General features: G+C 70.4%; 11 protein-coding genes. 1 reads left to right on the top strand and 10 read right to left on the bottom strand.

Translation table 11 applies throughout. The features are described 5' to 3' along the window. Window positions 1-35 precede the first annotated feature (35 nt). From fadD32 to K3888_RS15370, 9 genes are all read right to left on the bottom strand, one after another. On the bottom strand, window positions 36-1,991 hold the full coding sequence (gene fadD32 / locus K3888_RS15410; RefSeq protein WP_230931164.1) for a long-chain-fatty-acid--AMP ligase FadD32: 1,956 nt from the start codon (window positions 1,989-1,991) through the stop codon (window positions 36-38). Between the two features lie 164 nt (window positions 1,992-2,155). Next, a complete protein-coding gene (locus tag K3888_RS15405) occupies window positions 2,156-3,121 on the bottom strand; it encodes a cutinase family protein (RefSeq protein WP_230931163.1) in 966 nt (321 codons plus the stop codon). Window positions 3,122-3,260: 139 nt separating this feature from the next. Continuing rightward, window positions 3,261-3,752, bottom strand: a complete 492-nt coding sequence (locus tag K3888_RS15400; RefSeq protein WP_230931162.1) for a DUF732 domain-containing protein — start codon at window positions 3,750-3,752, stop codon at window positions 3,261-3,263. Then, complete coding sequence (locus K3888_RS15395; RefSeq protein ID WP_230931161.1) at window positions 3,749-5,692, bottom strand: alpha/beta hydrolase-fold protein; 1,944 nt, start codon at window positions 5,690-5,692, stop codon at window positions 3,749-3,751. Before K3888_RS15395 ends, K3888_RS15400 begins: the two co-directional genes overlap by 4 nt. Before the next feature lie 270 nt (window positions 5,693-5,962). Further along, window positions 5,963-7,105 (bottom strand): alpha/beta hydrolase, encoded by a 1,143-nt coding sequence (locus K3888_RS15390; RefSeq protein WP_230931160.1) that lies wholly within the window; start codon window positions 7,103-7,105, stop codon window positions 5,963-5,965. Between the two features lie 185 nt (window positions 7,106-7,290). Next, window positions 7,291-9,318 carry an arabinofuranosyltransferase AftB family protein gene (locus K3888_RS15385; protein WP_230931159.1) on the bottom strand — a complete coding sequence of 676 codons (2,028 nt, stop codon included), beginning with the start codon at window positions 9,316-9,318 and terminating at the stop codon, window positions 7,291-7,293. A gap of 14 nt (window positions 9,319-9,332) precedes the next feature. Next, window positions 9,333-10,367, bottom strand: a complete 1,035-nt coding sequence (locus K3888_RS15380; RefSeq protein WP_230931158.1) for a decaprenyl-phosphate phosphoribosyltransferase — start codon at window positions 10,365-10,367, stop codon at window positions 9,333-9,335. After that, complete coding sequence (locus K3888_RS15375) at window positions 10,367-10,990, bottom strand: phosphatase PAP2 family protein (protein WP_230931206.1); 624 nt, start codon at window positions 10,988-10,990, stop codon at window positions 10,367-10,369. The genes K3888_RS15380 and K3888_RS15375 overlap by 1 nt, the downstream gene beginning before the upstream one ends. A 25-nt stretch (window positions 10,991-11,015) precedes the next feature. Continuing rightward, window positions 11,016-13,016 carry a glycosyltransferase gene (locus tag K3888_RS15370; protein WP_230931157.1) on the bottom strand — a complete coding sequence of 667 codons (2,001 nt, stop codon included), beginning with the start codon at window positions 13,014-13,016 and terminating at the stop codon, window positions 11,016-11,018. A 171-nt stretch (window positions 13,017-13,187) separates the two neighbouring features. Between K3888_RS15370 and K3888_RS17930 the strand changes: the two genes are divergently transcribed. Continuing rightward, the gene (locus K3888_RS17930; RefSeq protein WP_295650703.1) at window positions 13,188-13,910 is read left to right on the top strand and encodes a peptidylprolyl isomerase; all 723 of its coding nucleotides are present in this window, start codon (window positions 13,188-13,190) and stop codon (window positions 13,908-13,910) included. Window positions 13,911-14,028: 118 nt separating this feature from the next. Here K3888_RS17930 and K3888_RS15360 read toward each other — a convergent pair whose 3' ends face one another. After that, the gene (locus K3888_RS15360) at window positions 14,029-15,501 is read right to left on the bottom strand and encodes a DUF5129 domain-containing protein (protein ID WP_230931156.1); all 1,473 of its coding nucleotides are present in this window, start codon (window positions 15,499-15,501) and stop codon (window positions 14,029-14,031) included. Window positions 15,502-15,505 lie beyond the last annotated feature (4 nt).

Here is a 15,505-nt window from a genome sequence, read left to right as displayed (position 1 = left end):
CCCGTGGTGCCTTCTGCCAGCCCGGCCGCCGGACGCTATTCCGTCGGCAGGTCGGGGAAGGCGGTCTGCTGGTGTCCTCCGCGTAGAGTCCCGTCGACGTACGCGGTCTTGCATGCACGGCGCGCGATCTTGCCGCTGGACGTGCGGGGGATCGAGCCGGCGGGCACCAGGAGCACATCCTGTGCCGTGACGCCGTGCCTGGCGGAGATCGCCGAACGGACCGCGTCCGCGATGGGCCCCGGGTCCGCCTTGCCCGCGCCGGGCGCGCGCTCGCCCACCAGGACGAGTGTCTCCGAGGAGTCATCGGCCGCGATCTCCGCGCCGTTACGGGCGTCGATCGGCAGCTGGTTGGCCGGTACCGAGAACGCGGCCACGAAGCCGGGACGCAGTGCGTCGGAGACGTCCTGCGCCGTGTTCTCGAGGTCCTGCGGGTAGTGGTTGCGACCCGCGACGATCACGAGGTCCTTGACGCGGCCCGTGATGTAGAGCTGGCCGTCGACGTACGCCCCGTAGTCTCCGGTGCGCAGCCAGCGCCCGTCCGCGGGGACCGAACCGAACTCGCGGACCGTTTTACTGCCCTCGGACAGGCGCTCGGTCAGCGTGTTTCCGAAGGTGGCCCGGGACTCCTCCGGGCGATCCCAGTAGGCGCCGCCCACGTTCGTGCCGTGGAGCCAGATCTCGCCGACCCTGCCCTCGGGCAGTTCGCGGCCGGTGCCGTCGTGTTCGCCGGTCGTCTCGTCGATGTTGGCGTCGACGATCGTCGCCCACTGGCTCGGCGCGACGTACCCGCAGGCGACCTGCGGGATCGCGTCGTCGTTGCCCTCGACCTGAGCGGGGTCCAGGACCGTCATGACGCCCTTGTTGAGATCCCCCCGGTCGACGTGGATGACGATCGCCTCGTCGTCCTTACGCGGCGAGGACACGAACAGCGTCGCCTCCGCCATGCCGTAGGACGGCTTGATGGCGGTGGGGGCCAGCCCGTACGGGGAGAACGCCTCGTTGAACGCGCGCATCGACGCGGGCGTGACCGGCTCCGAACCGTTGATGATGCTGGTGACACCGGACAGATCCAGGGGCTCGCCCTCCCGCGGCAGGCCCCGGCGTGCGGCGTGCTCGAACGCGAAGTTCGGTGCCGCGGCGAACACGCCGTCGACGCCCCCCTCGCCCGCCGCCTCGGCCAGCTGCGTGACCCAGCGGCCGGGACGCTGGACGAAGGCGCGGGGGCTCATCACCGTGATGGTGGCCCCGCCCATCGCCGGCAGGATCACCGTGAGCAGTCCCATGTCGTGGAACAGCGGCAGCCAGGTGACGCCGCGCGAGGCGCGGCTCAGCCCGAGGCCGTCGAAGAGCTGCATGACGTTGGTGACGACGTTGCGGTGGGTGATCTCCACACCGGCGGGCACCCGGGTGGAGCCCGAGGTGTACTGCAGGTAGGCGATGTCGTCCGCGCCGAGATCCGGGCGGACCCATCCGGAGCCGAGCTCGTCAGGGATGGCGTCGACGGCGACGGTCCGCGGACGCTCGCGCGCGGGCAGTTCACGGAACAGCTTCCGGACGCCCGCCGCGGACTGGGTGGAGGTGAGGATGACCGTCGGCGTGCAGTCGCCCAGGACGGCGTGGAGACGATCGTGGTGACCGGGTTCGTCCGGGTCGAACAACGGCACGGCGATGAGCCCGGCGTGGATCGCGGCGAAGAACGACACGATGTAGTCGAGCCCCTGCGGGGCGAGGATCGCCACCCGATCGCCCGGCTCGGCCACCTGCTGCAACCGGGCCGCGATGGCGTAGAGGCGGTCACCCAACTGCGACCACAGCAGCTCCTGCACCTCGCCGTCGCGGGTCTTCGAGTAGTCCATGTAGCGGTAGATCAACCCGTCCTGCGCCGGATCCTGCCGGGCGGCGGAGACATTGGCCTCGACGAAGTCGACCAGAGTAGTGCGATCGGGGATGACAATCGCCCCGCTGGCGTCGTGGTACTGCTCGAACTCCACGTTGCTCCGTTCCGATCCGTGTCTGATGGTCGACGTCGCCGACCGCGGACATGCGGGTGCACTGACGACAGGCTTGGTCGATCTTACAGCGTGCCCCAGGCCACCTCCGAACTCCGAATCTACGCCCGCGGTCGGCGTGTCGAACCGCGACATGCAGGGTTCGTCTACCCGTGCGCGATCTCCGGCGCACCGTCGGTGAGCTCGCGGATGTGACCGATCGTCCATTCGGGCACCGTCGTGCCGATGATGACGTCAGGGTTCGTCGCGTACAGCGCGTGGACAGCGTTGTTGGCGACGAACTCCTGGAACCGGGCCGCGCCGTCGACCACGTTGAGCGGGGCGTTACAGATGAGGTCGCGGGAGTCGCAGATCTGGGCGGTGCGGTCCGCGAGCGCCCCGAACCCGCCCGGCCGGGTGCCGGTCATGGTGGCGCCGGCGATCAGCTGGGTGAACCCGGTGACCGGCTGCAGGGAAATCTCCATCCCCTGGCCGTTGCCCGGGTTCAGGCCGGGCGACTGGCCCTCGCCCGGCAGGCGGCGCCCGTCCGCGATGAGGACCGAGCCCAGGACCCGGTCGGCGGGGACCGGGCCGTTGCCGGTGCCGATCTCGTTCGTCAGGTCGCCGGCGATCACGGCGCCCTGGGAGAAGCCGAGGAGGATGAACGAGGTGTAGGGGCAGTGCTCGTGGGTGGCGGCCATCTCGGCGCGCGCGCGGTCCGTGCCCTCGGCACGGCTCTGGTCGTAGGTGATCTCGTCGGGCCGCTGCGGGTTCCGGAACTGGGCGACGTACGGCACAGTGTAGACCTCGAGCCGGTCGCCCGGGTACTGCTCGGACAGCGGATCGGTGATCGTCCGCAGGAGCGCCTGCGGCAGGAACGTCGGGTTGTGCGGATCGTCGGTCGGGCTGCTCTCCCACGTACCCGGCACGGCGAGGAGCTGCACATCGGCACAATCCGCCGGCTGCGCGATCTCGGGTGTCTCGGGAGGGGGCACGGGCCCGTCCGGATCGGTGGGCAGGCCACGTTGTCCGATCCACCATCCGACGCCCAGCACCACCAGGACCACCATCACGAGCGCTCCGATCGAGCATCCGAGACGGCGGCCGTACCCTCCACGGGATCCACGAGCCACGATTCGTACTCCTTCCCGGCCACCTCACAGGCGATGTCCGTCAGTGACCGATGCCCGGTTCAACGCACGGGTGGCCCCGCGGGTTCCGGAACCGGCCGAGACGTGGCGCCCCTCACGCACCGCCGCGGGGCGCCTCCGGCTACGGGCAGAGCTGGCCGGCGGAGGCGTCCACGACGATCCGGGACACCTGATCGACCTCGAGATCCGAGTAGCCGCCCGCCACGATCTGGCCCGCGACCGCGTCGGCGATGGTCGTGGTCTCCTCCGCGGCACCGCCGGTGGTCCGGATCCGGCAGATGGTGTTCCCCGCAGCGACCAGCGGGTCCTGCAGCTCCCCGGTCTCGATGCCCTCGCGGTCGAGGGTTTCCAGGTAGCCGCGTTCCCGCGCCCCCACGGCGGGGCCGTCGAACCCGGAGGCGTCCGAGGCGACGGGGGCGGGCGCCTCGGTGAACCGGCCGGAGTCCTCGGAGGCAGGCACCCTGGAGGAGGTCGGGGCGCTACCCCCGGGCGGCGGGGCCAGGGTCTCGGAGTCCGGCACACCGGACACCGTCGAATCGCCGCCACCGCAGGCGGCGAGCATGCCGCCGGTGACGATCAGGACGGCACCCAGGCCCGTCACGCGCGCCCTCACGAGATCTCCGCCCGACCGCCTGAGACGGTGATCTGGCCACCCTCGAAGTCCATCACCTGGCCGTCACGCGTGGTGCGCACCGGGCCGGTCGGATAACCGAGGCGGCCGCGCTCGTAGTCGACCGTGCCCCAGGCATCGAAGATCGGACCGCGCGGGATCACGTGGGCCCCGGTGCCACGCGACCAGTAGATGTAGCCACCCTGGAAGCGGCTGAACGCACCGCCCCGCGAGCTCAGTGCGATCTCGTCGGTCGTGGGGTAACCGAGGGCCGAGTTCTCCGCCCCGGCCTCACGGTAGGTCTTGAGGATCTCGCCCTCGACGACCTTCGGCCCGGTCTCCTCGGACCAGTAGACCGTGCCGCCCTGGAAGCCCTGGACGACGCCCGGCTTGTTGGGGTTGGCGATCTCGTCGGTGGTCGGGTAGCCGAGGTCCCCGCGCTCGGCCCCCTGCTCCTGCCACATGGCGCGGATGGCGCCCCGGACGGCGTGGGCTCCGGTGGTGGGCGACCAGTAGATGACGCCGTTCTGGAAATCCGAGTACCGGCCCTTGCCGTCGGGGGTCGTGTTCTCACCCGAGGTGGGTAGCCCGAGCGAACCGGCCGGGCCGTCCTCGGACTGGTAGGCCGCGCCGATCGCACCGAGGACCGCGTGCGCCCCGGTCTGCTGGGACCAGAACACCTGGCCGAAGCGGAAGTCCGTGGCCTTACCGCCGCGGACGTCGTACTCGTTGGTCAGGCACGGACCCAGACCCGGCTCACGCTCGGCCAGGCGGGCGATCTCGCCCTCGGCCGCGCACGGGGGCTCGACGTTCGCGATGCCCACCGCGGTCGCGTACTGCGGCCACGCCTGGGTCATCTCGAACTGCCAGTAGGGCCACGTATGGGTCCCGGAGGGCCGGAAATTGGCGGTGACGTTGACCCCGGCCTCGCGGGCGCGGTTGACGAAGGTCTGGGTGGTCATCCGCGACAACAGCTCGAGACCGTAGCCGGGGAAGTTGGTGGGGATCCCCGGGAGGCCGGACGGCTCGTCCCAGGGCCCGGTGTTGCCACTGCCCGCGGAGACGTACACGGTCTGCTCCCGCATCTTGGCGGCGTGGAGCTTGGGGTCCTGCTCCTGCCAGCGCGTCGAGCCGAGCGGACCCCACATGCTCTCGGCCGGGTAGCCACCGGCGTCCTGCATGGCGACCTTGATGGCCTCCGGCATGCCGAAGCTGGTGGTGTCGAGGAATCCCGAGTAGCTGGCCGCGAACTGGAAGTAGTCCGGGTACCGCTGGGCGAGCATCATCGCGGCCGTGCCACCCATGGACAGGCCGGCGACCCCGTGCTTGTCGCCGACACGCCATTCACGCTGCAGCAGAGGCGGGAGCTCCTGCATCAGGAAGGTCTCCCACTGGTACTGCTCGCCCTTGGCGTCTGCGACCCAGTCGGTGTAGAAGCTCGACTCGCCGCCGATCGGCAGGACGATCACCGCGTTCTTGGCGTCGAAGAACTGCGAGATCTTGGTCTCGAGGGTCCAGCCACTCGCGTCATCCCGGGCCCGCAGGCCGTCGAGGAGCAACAGCGAGGGGTAGGTGCGATCCGGCTCGGAGTTCCAGGTGGCCGGCAGCATCAACTGCACCTGCACGGCCTCGTCCATGGCCGGCGACTGCACCCACAGTGCGACCCGGTTCGCGGACTTCCACTCCACGCGGTCCAGCCGCACGCCGGTCGGCAGGTCGTCCGGCACCTGCAGGGTCGGCGCGTCCGGAGCGTTCTCCGGGTTCGGCGCGGGAGTGGCCCGCGCCGGGGCCTCCTGGCTCGGGCTCGGGCGGACCGGCGTCTCCTGGGCGCCGGCGAGGGGCGTCACGACGAGGCCGGAGCCCACCATGCCCGCCACGAGCGGTACCGCGACGAGGGACGCCCACCGGCTGCGGGGGCTCACATATGCGCTGGGGGTCGCCATGGTGTCTGTTCTCTTCCTTGCCGCGTCGACTGGAAACGGATCCCGTGAGTGAACGGCCGGCATCAGCCGGCGGCTCCGGACTCCGGGGCCCTGAGTCCATGGCGCGTCCGTGGTTTCCCCTTCCACGGCCGAGCCCGGCGGCCGGATACGACCGGGGCCCCGCACGTGAATCTACGCGCGGGGCCCCGGTGTGACGGGTGAGGACTCGCTGGGATCAGCCGAATCCGTCCATTATTCGCCGGAAGACGCCCCTCGGGACGCCGCCGACCATCAGTAGGTCGAGTACGCGTTCATCACGTCGAGGATCTGAGTGGAACGGGCGTCGATGAGGTCGTCGTTCCAATAACCCCAGCCGTGGATACCCGTGGCGCGGTAGTTGAAGACCGCCCGGTTGGACGCGGCGTTCATGGTGTTCTGGAACGCCAGGGTCGAACCGCGGGACAGCCCCTCGAGGATGACACCGTTGAACGTGTTGAACACGCCCTGCAGGCTGGAAGGCTGGTCGTACTGACCGGGGATCGCCGAGCCGGCGGTGATGTACATCGGGATGTTCCGCAGCTTGTCCGCGTTGAGCAGCGGATCGTTCCTGCCCCAGGCCGGGGAGCCCGGAAGGCCCCACATGGCGAAAGGATCACACTTGCACTGGTCGAACATTGCCAGCGGGATCATCGAGTACATCCCCGGGGCGGTTGGGTTCATGTAGCCGGAGAACACCGAGACCTGCTTGAACTGGTTCGGGTGGTTGGCGGCCAGCGTCGCGGCCGCCGAGCCGCCCATCGACAGACCGGCGATGGCGTTGTTGTTCGGGGACACGCCGAACTCCCGCTGCAGGTAGCCGGGCAGCTCCTGCGTCAGGAACGTCTCGTACTTGTACTCGAGCAGGTTGCCGCCCAGGTTGATGGGCCGCTCCCAGTCGGAGTAGAAGGAGACCTGGCCACCGACGGGCATGACCAGAGTGATGTTGTCCATGAGGAAGATGCGCTGCGCCTGGGCGTCGTGGGTCCAGGCATTCCAGTCATCCCGCGCACGCAGGCCGTCGAGCAGGTACAGGCCGGCGTTGCCCCCGCCCTGACGGGCCGGCTGGACCTGCACCTTGATGTGCCGGTTCATCGACGGCGACCAGACCTCGCACAGCTGGACCCAGGACTGGACCGCGTCGTAGACGCACCCGGCACGCAGCCGACCACGCTGACCGTCCGGATCCTCATTTCCACCGAACGGCATGGCAGCCGGGGCAGCGGCCGGGGCCGCGGCCGGCGCCTCGGCCGAACCGGCGGAGCCGAGGCTGGCCGACGAGCCCGGCTCGGTCGCCTGCGCGTTGACGAGGGCCGGGGCGCCGGCCATGAGCCCGGCGGCGGTCGCCATCGCGGTGAGCCCGGCAGCGAACCTGCGCCGGAGGGTGGAATGGGACATTCGTTGGTTCCTTTGTTCGTTCCTGGTGCCCCGGGAGGCATCGGTGACGTCCATCGGACCGACCCCACCAGGGAGGGCCGGAACTGCGACATGAATACTGTCGCGCACTATGGGACAGGTGTTACAGGTCGGGGACCATTTTGATCCCCTGCCGTTACCGTTCCGAGACAACAGCAGGCGCCACCCTACCTAGTGCCCTGATACTTCTCCACTTCCTCCGGCATGGGCAGACCACACCTCTGGACCTCGTATGCAGGGATTCTGTTCATCCGGTACTCGGCGAATGAGAATGCGTTCACGAGGTTTGACCACCGTCGCTCAGGAGTCAGCGGCGCGGAATACGACTCGATGAGCGCCTGTGTCGCAGAACACTGCAGAGCCACCTCGGCCTGGTTCACCCAGTTGACGTCGATCCACCGGGGGAAGTTCACAGGATCCTCGACCACCCCGGTGGACGCCATCACCCAGTCGTACGGGAGGAACTTGTCGTGCCCGATCCGCCCGTCCTCCATGCGGTCCGTGTGGGCGGCCAGCGGCGAGGCGAGGCCCACGGTGTCGTAGACCTTGACGTCGAGCGGCAGATTCATGCTCGTCATGCCGAGGTTGAGGAACACCACGGTCTTGATCGGGTCGTCGGGCAGCTCGAACGGCGCCAGCCCCGGCATGGGCCGGTCATACGACACCACATCCCAACGGTCCTGGAACCCCGGCACCGGCAGGAACACCGCGCCCGTCCGATTGGTCGAGACGTCCCGCACCAGCGCGCGCATCCGCGGGAAGTCGAGGTAGTCCTCCGCCAGCAGCGGGTGGCGGTGGCCGGTGCGCTGGATGTAGAACTGGCGCTCGTCCACGATCCCGGCCGCCGTGATGGACTCGGGCTCCTCGCGGAAGGGGTCCTGGGTGACCTCGACGGCCACCGCCCAGCCGACGACGACGAGCCACGCCGCCGCGACCACGGGCACCGCCACGCGGCGCACCCTCCCGTCCCGCTCCCCGCGCGGCGGCCCGATCGGCAGCGGCACCACCGAGACCGGCAGCAGGAACAGGAACAGCGATGGCAGCAGCACACGGCCGTGCATGAAGTCGCCGCCGACGCGGGTGACGTAGAGCAACATGATCAGGGCCACCGCGAGGAACGCGACGGTGACGACCGGGGTGGAGCGCACCCCGCCCCGTAGACGGTTCAACCGGCTGACGGCGTCGTCGTCGCCTTGGTCATCGCGAGCGGCGTCGTCGCCCTGATCCGCCACCGCGTCGGCGGATCCGCCCCCATTGCGGAAGTAGCGGATCCACGCTCCGGGTCGCGGATTCGTGACCGCCCAGAGCGAGACCAGGCCCGCGACCAGCACCACCGCGATCGGCACCAATAGCGCATACGGCGACAGCAGATCCCACAGGTACTCCAGACCGCGACCCCACTTGGAGCCGCCCGCGTCCTTGGCCACCGCGGTGAGCGGGTACGGCAGCGCATAATACGACATGCGCCACAGCTGGTAGAGCACGGGCACGGCGCCGGCGATCGCCACCAACCAGCCCAGGTGCCGCCACGACTGGCGCGCGGCCGCCATGAGCGCGAGGAAGACCGCCGCCGCGATGGCCATCTCCGGCCGCACCAGCGGGCCCAGGCCCGCGATGAACGCCAGCGCCGCCACGCCCGGGGCGGGCAGACCGAACCGGTACTCGCGATGCCCGGCCCGCGCCCACAGCTGCATTCCCAGCCACATGACGCCGATCCAACAGATCACCAGACCCGTCTCCAGGCCCGAGCTGGCGAAATCGCGCGCCGGGGGCAGCATCACGTAGATGAGCACGCCGAACGGCAGCAGGAGCATGGGCACGCCGGCGGGGGCTCGGCGGGTGCCGCGGTACATGACGCGGGTGCCGAGCATCGCGCACACCACCGCGGCCATGCTCAGGGTGAGCGCCAGGCCCAGGGCGACGAGCTCGAGCCGGAAACCCACGACCTCGTGGGTGAGGTAGATGAGATAGGTCCACAGCGTGGAGGTGTTGGACTCCACGCGCTCGCCGGCGTTGAACACCGGCCCGTTGCCCGCGATGAGGTTGCGGACGGTACGCAGGACGATCAGGCCGTCGTCGGCGATCCACCGCCGCTGCCAGGCGCCCGCGAAGAAGATCGCCACCACCACGGCCACGCCGGCCCAGAAGGCCGTCCCGGACCACCGGCGAGACCTGCCCGCCGCCACTTCCGTCATCGCCAGAGCCGGGGTCAGATCGCCGGGACGATGTAGACGCCGATCACCACGGCCAGCACCCACAGGGCGGCCAGGATCTGCAGGACCCGGTCGCCCAGGGCGATGTCCTCCGGCTCGCCGGCCTGGGCCGCGTCGACGTCCACGGCGTAGCGCAGGACGGCGATGGTGAACGGGACGATCGAGATCTGGAGCCAGATCGCGGCACCGGCCGGCTGGCCCGGATCCGAGCCGCGGTCGTAGGCCCACAGCGCGTAACAGAGCACCAGCACGGTGGCCGACAACGTCCACACGAAGCGCAGGTAGGTGGGCGTATAGCTCTCGAGCGCCTTGCGGATCTTGGCGCCGGTCTTCAGGTGGAGGCTCAACTCCGCGTACCGCTTGCCGGCCGCCATGAACAGCGAGCCGAAGGCCATGACCAGCAGGAACCACTGTGAGATGGCGACCTCGGCCGCCGCGCCGCCGGCCACCGCGCGCAGCAGGAAGCCGGAGGAGACGAACGCGATGTCGAGCACCGGCTGGTGCTTGAGACCGAAGCAGTACATGAGCTGCAGCACGATGTACACGGCCACGACGATCGCCAGCGCCGGGTGTGCGAAGAGCACGGAGATGACCAGCGCCGCGATGATGAGCACCACCGCCATGCCGTACGCCAGTCCGACGGGCAGGACGCCGGCGGCGATGGGACGGAACCGCTTGGTCGGGTGGGCGCGGTCGGCCTCGACGTCCATCGCGTCATTGATGAGGTACACGCTCGACGCGGCCATGCAGAAGGCCACGAACGCGATGAAGACCGAGAACAGGACCGACGAGTCGGTCAGGGTCTGCGAGCCGGCCGCCGCGGGGGCGGCGATCACGAGGACGTTCTTGACCCACTGGCGCGGACGGAGCGCCTTGATCATCCCGTCGAGGAGGTTCTTGGGCGGGGCACCCTTGGCCTCCTCCTCCGCCTCCGCGATGTCGTCGATCTCGTTGGCCGTGTGCGGCTCGGCGCCGAAGAGCTGGTGATCTCCCCCGCCCCGGGCTGCCGGGGCTCCGGTCTGATCGGTCATCAATTCTCCTCGGGATTCTCAGTGGTGCCTGGGCCCGCCTCGGCCTCGCGCAACGCCTCGGGCAACACGCGCTGGACGGCCGCAGTGGGCCATACAGCGCGGGTGAGCGCAGCGCAGCCCGCACCGACCGTGGCGCCGGCGAGCACATCAGAAGGGTAGTGGACTCCGAGCACGAGCCTGGACGCCAGCATCACCGGCACGAGTGCCGGGGCGATCGGCACGCCGCTGACCGACCCCGCGAGCAGGGCGAACGCGGTGGTCGACGTGGCATGGGAGGAGGGGAAGCTCAGCTTCGAGGGCGTTCCGACGCCCACCGCCACGCTCGGGTGGTCGGGGCGCCTGCGCCGGACGACACGCTTGAGCACGACGGAGGTGGCGTGCGCGCCGAAGGTCCCCACCCCGACCATCGCCCACCGGCCCCGGCGGGCGGGGTCGAGCACCATTCCGGCGCCGGCAATCGCCATCCAGCCCAGGGCGTGCTCACCGACATGCGAGAGCGTCACGGCGGCCTCCCGCGACCCGGGCACGGCGAGCAGTCGTCGCTGGATCCCGGAGAGGAGCCGCACCTCGCCGGTCGGCACGGGGATCTCGACCGTCGGCGTCGCCCCATGTCCGGCGGACACTCCGGCCGTGGCCGGTGTGGCGGGGTCAGGCGTCGAAGACACGGCTCCAGGCCTCCTTGGTCACGAGTTCGGCGTGCGCCCGGCGGTAGCGGCGGCGCATCTCGGGGAATCGACGGTACAACTCACGATGCAGGGCCGCGGACTCCTTGAACAGGGCTGCGGCCTTGTCCCGGTCGCGCTTGCGGTAGACGACCCCGCGGCCGTCCGCGGTGGTGACGGTGGCGCCGTCGACACGGCTGAGCGAGTACCAGCGCGCCTCGACCGGAGGGAAGTTGGCCTGCGGCACCTCGTGGTGCGCCTTGTCGTCGCGGGACAACGTGTGGGCCAGGCCCTTGGCCAGGGCGATGACCTTGCGAGCCCTGCCCTTGGGTTCGGTGTGGATGCCGGCGGGCCCGCCTGACGGGGCGGGTAGGTCGACGGCGGAGGGGACGACGACGGCGTCCGGGAACCCGGCGCGCATCGACCGGACCTTGGGCAGCGCCGTGGGCAGCAGCTCGTACAGCGCCTCGGGGCCGCGCAGGAAGTCGCGGATCGCCTCGATCTGGATGGCCACGGTCGAGTACTCGAGGCACACCAGGTGCTTGACCAGCGCCTTGAGGCTGGACTGCATGATCCCCTTGTGATCGCCGTCGTGGTAGAGCGAGGCCACCACGAGGCGGTTGCGCAGGTGGAAGTACGCCTGCCAGTCGATCGCGTCGTCCTTGTCGGACCACGCCATGTGCCAGATCGCCACACCGGGCATGGTGACGGTGGGGTGCCCGGCCCGGCGGGCGCGGAGCCCGTACTCGGCGTCGTCCCACTTGATGAACAGCGGCAGCGGCTGCCCGATCTTCTCGGCGACCACACGCGGGATGAGGCACATCCACCAGCCGTTGTAGTCCACGTCGATGCGGCGGTGCAGCGGCTTGGGGTTGTCGCGGTCCGTCAGCGGGTACGTGGAGAAGTCGTAGTCGTAGTCCGCGTGCGGGGCAGCGGTCCACATGAAGTCGTGGCCGCCGACCACCTCACCCATGGTGTGGAGGTGGCTGCGCTCCTGCAGGTTGAGCATCTGCCCGCCGACGAGCATCGGCACGGTGGAGAACCGGGCGAAGGCCAGCGCGCGCAGGATCGAGTCGGGCTCGATCTCGATGTCGTCGTCCATGTACAGGATGTAGGGCGAGTCGGTGAGGCGACGGGCCTCGTACATGATGCGGCTGTACCCACCGGAACCGCCGAGGTTGGGCTGGTCGAAGATCCGCAGCCGGTCGCCCAGCGCCTCGGCGGCCTCGGTGAAGCCCGGCTCGTCCCGCACCTTGCGGTCGCCCTGGTCGGGCATGAGCACCGCATCGATCACGGCGTCGACCTGCGGGTCGGAGGTCAGGGCCTCCAGCGCGGCCACGGCGTCGCCCGGGCGGTTGAAGGTGGGGATGCCGATCGTGACGCGCCGGTCGTTGGGCACCTGCACCGACGGGTCGGGCCGGCCGTCGGGTCCGGCGTCGGGCCGGGTCTCCGGCGCGGCGACGGCCGAGTACCAGCCACCGGCCAGCAGCTCGACGTCCGTGTCGGAGGTGAGGTCGAACCAGATCCAGCCGCCGTCCTCGAACGGGCCGAGGTCGCAGACAAACTCGACCGTGGTCACGCGGTCGGTGTCGCCGGGGCTGCCCACGACGTCGCCGGTGATCGCGATGCGCGAGCCGTCGATCTTGGAGCGGTAGAGGTCCACCCGCCCCGCGCCGCGGACGGTCAGGCGTAGGACGACGGAGTCCAGCACGGTCCACCGGCGCCAGTACGCGGCGGCGAACGCGTTGAAGTAGGTGGCGAACGAGACCTCGCTGTCCGCGCCGATGCTCAGCGTGGTGCGGCTGGACGAATGCGCGCGCCGGGCGTTGGTGGACGCCTCTTCCAGGTACAGCGACCGCACGTCCAGCGGCTCACCGGCCCGCGGCAGGATGATGCGCTGCAGGCATTCCAGGCCACGCGGGTCCGCAAGTGCTGCGACCGACCGCTCGATCTCGCCGCCTGCCTCGTGGTGGCCTCGGTGTTCCATGTACGCGCGTCCCCGTCCCGACGGCCGGGGCCGCCCTCGTCCACGTTGCATAACCCACGCCCTCGCTACTGCGGGGCGAAAGCCGGATCGATCGTACCCGGCTGGCACGATCCGCCACCTTCACCACGCGCCGAGGACCACCGGCGGGCCCGTAGGGCTTAAGTTCATTCCATGCGCATCCACACCCACGCCCGTCCTCGTCCGACCCTCCGCGCCGCACTGGGAGTGCTCGCCCTGGCCACCCCGCTGGCCCTCGCCGGCTGCAGCTCGGACGAGCCCACCCCGGCAGCCGAGTCCGGGGGTGGCGCCTCCACCGCGGCCGCCGAACCCGACAGCGGCGACGCGACCGTCGAGTGTCCGCCCGCCGAGGGCGCGGACGAGCGGGCCACGGACTTCGCCTCCGCTCCCCCGATGTGTCTGACCCCGGGTGTCGACTACTCGGCGGTCATCACCACGGACGCCGGCGCGGTCACCGTCGACCTGCTCGAGGACAAGGCCCCGGAGACGGTGAACAACTTCGTCTTCCTGGCCCGCAACAAGTTCTACGAGGGCGTCACGTTCCACCGCGTGATCCCCGGCTTCATGATCCAGGGCGGCGACCCGCAGGGCACGGGAGCGGGTGGCCCGGGTTACGAGTTCGACGACGAGCTCCCCGCGGCGGGCGAGTACGAGATCGGCTCCATGGCCATGGCCAACGCCGGCCCCGACACCAACGGCTCGCAGTTCTTCATCGTCACCGGCGACTCGGGCGTCTCGCTGCCCCCGAGCTACAGCCTGTTCGGCACCGTCACCGAGGGCATGGAGACGGTCACGTCGATCGAGTCCGACGGCAGCCCACAGGGCGCCCCGTCGACCACGCACACCATCGAGTCGGTGGAGATCGTCGAGCGCTGACGGTCCGTCGCCGCACGAGAAAAGCGTTCCGCACACGTTGTCCGAGTGGCGGTGTCCGGAACGTTCTTCTCGATGGGGCGACGGGTGGTGGGGCGGCGTGCCACGAGGGGCGGCGGGGTCAGTACCCGCTGGACCCGCCTCCGCCGGAGAACGACGCGTTCGAGTACCCGGTGTTCGTGGAGCTCGACGCCTGCGCCGCCTGCACGTCGTGGGAGTGCCAGCTCGAGGCCACGTAGAACGGCACGAAGCCGTTGTAGCCGTAGCCCGCGCGCCAGTCGCGGTCGTACAGCCGCGGCGCGTGGCGGTCGCCGGCGTCCGCGGCGGCCTCGACGTCCGACATCTCGCGCTCGCGGATGGCCTCGACGACCAGCCGGTAGTCCACGACCAACCGGGCGTAGCGGTCCATGAAGTCGGTGGCGCCGGTGTCCCGGGCCAAGTCGTCGGCTCGGGCCTCCAGCGCCCTGGCCTCGGACGACAGCCTCTCGTCCTCGGCACCCAGCGCGGCGGCGCCCATGTCCTCGCGGAGCTCGCCCAGCTGGCGGCGCCGCACGTCGGCATCGCCCTGCTCCATGCGGAAAAGCTGATCGATGTTCTTCTCCGCCGTATCCATCTGGTCGACGGTGGTGTGGGCGGTCTCGATGTCGGCGGCCGCCGCCCGGAACTCGGCGTCCGTGGACTCGGGCCGGAGGTCGCCGATCCGGCCCATGATCGCGTCCACCTCGAGGAACCGGTCCCGCACGTCGGCCCATTGCCCACGCAGCTCGTCGTCGGCCAGCGGTGACCGTAGGGAGTTGGCGCGGACGTCCAGCCCGCCGAGCTCGCCCGCGATCCGCCCGTACTCGCGAGAGACCCGGTCGTAGCGCTCCCGCGCCGTGGCGGCCTTCTTCTTGCGAGAGCCCGCCACGGCAGCACCGATGGCGCCCGCACCCACCACTCCCGCGCCGCCGAGCGCCCACGGCAGCCAGGACGGCATGCCCTCGGATTCGGGCGCGAGGACCGTGGGATCGGCGGCGGCCTTCGCCCCGGCGAGCAGTCCGACGGCGGTGTTGTCGCGCCGCATCGGGTCCTTCATCGCCTCGAGCGAGCCGTCCAGGTGCGATCCCTCGAAGAGGTCCATGGCCACGCACACGTCGTCGCCGCAGTAGATGCCGACGTCGCGCGCCTCGGCATCGTTGGACACGATCAGCGTCCCCGGCGCCCACTTCTTCCGGTCCTCTGCCAGCAGGTCCGGACGCTCGTCCTCGGCGAACTCGAGGGTCGTGTCGTTGAGATTGCTGCCCCCGTCGTCGAAGACCAGGTACTCGACGTGCCGCACCTGCGGCGGGAAGTCGATCCGCGGTGTCTCGGTGCGCAGCAGGTCGTCATCGCCGTCCGACAGCAGTCCCGCGCGGTCGGTGACGCCCACCGACACCGTCGTCGCGGGCGCGGTGTCGGAGGGTGCGGGCGCGGTCTCGGCTGGAGCCGGCGCGGGAGCGGGCGCCTGGGCCCGTGCCGCGGGGCCGCCGGCGAGGTGCCCGGCCGAGAGCAGGAACAGCGCGGCGCCGACGAGCGCCACGAGTAGTCGGAGCACTGGCGAGGTCGCTCGTGTCATGGCG

It is taken from the genome of Dietzia aurantiaca, from assembly GCF_021033825.1.
In the GTDB taxonomy this organism is placed as follows: domain Bacteria; phylum Actinomycetota; class Actinomycetes; order Mycobacteriales; family Mycobacteriaceae; genus Dietzia; species Dietzia aurantiaca.
This window is presented reverse-complemented; position numbering and strand designations above follow the sequence as displayed.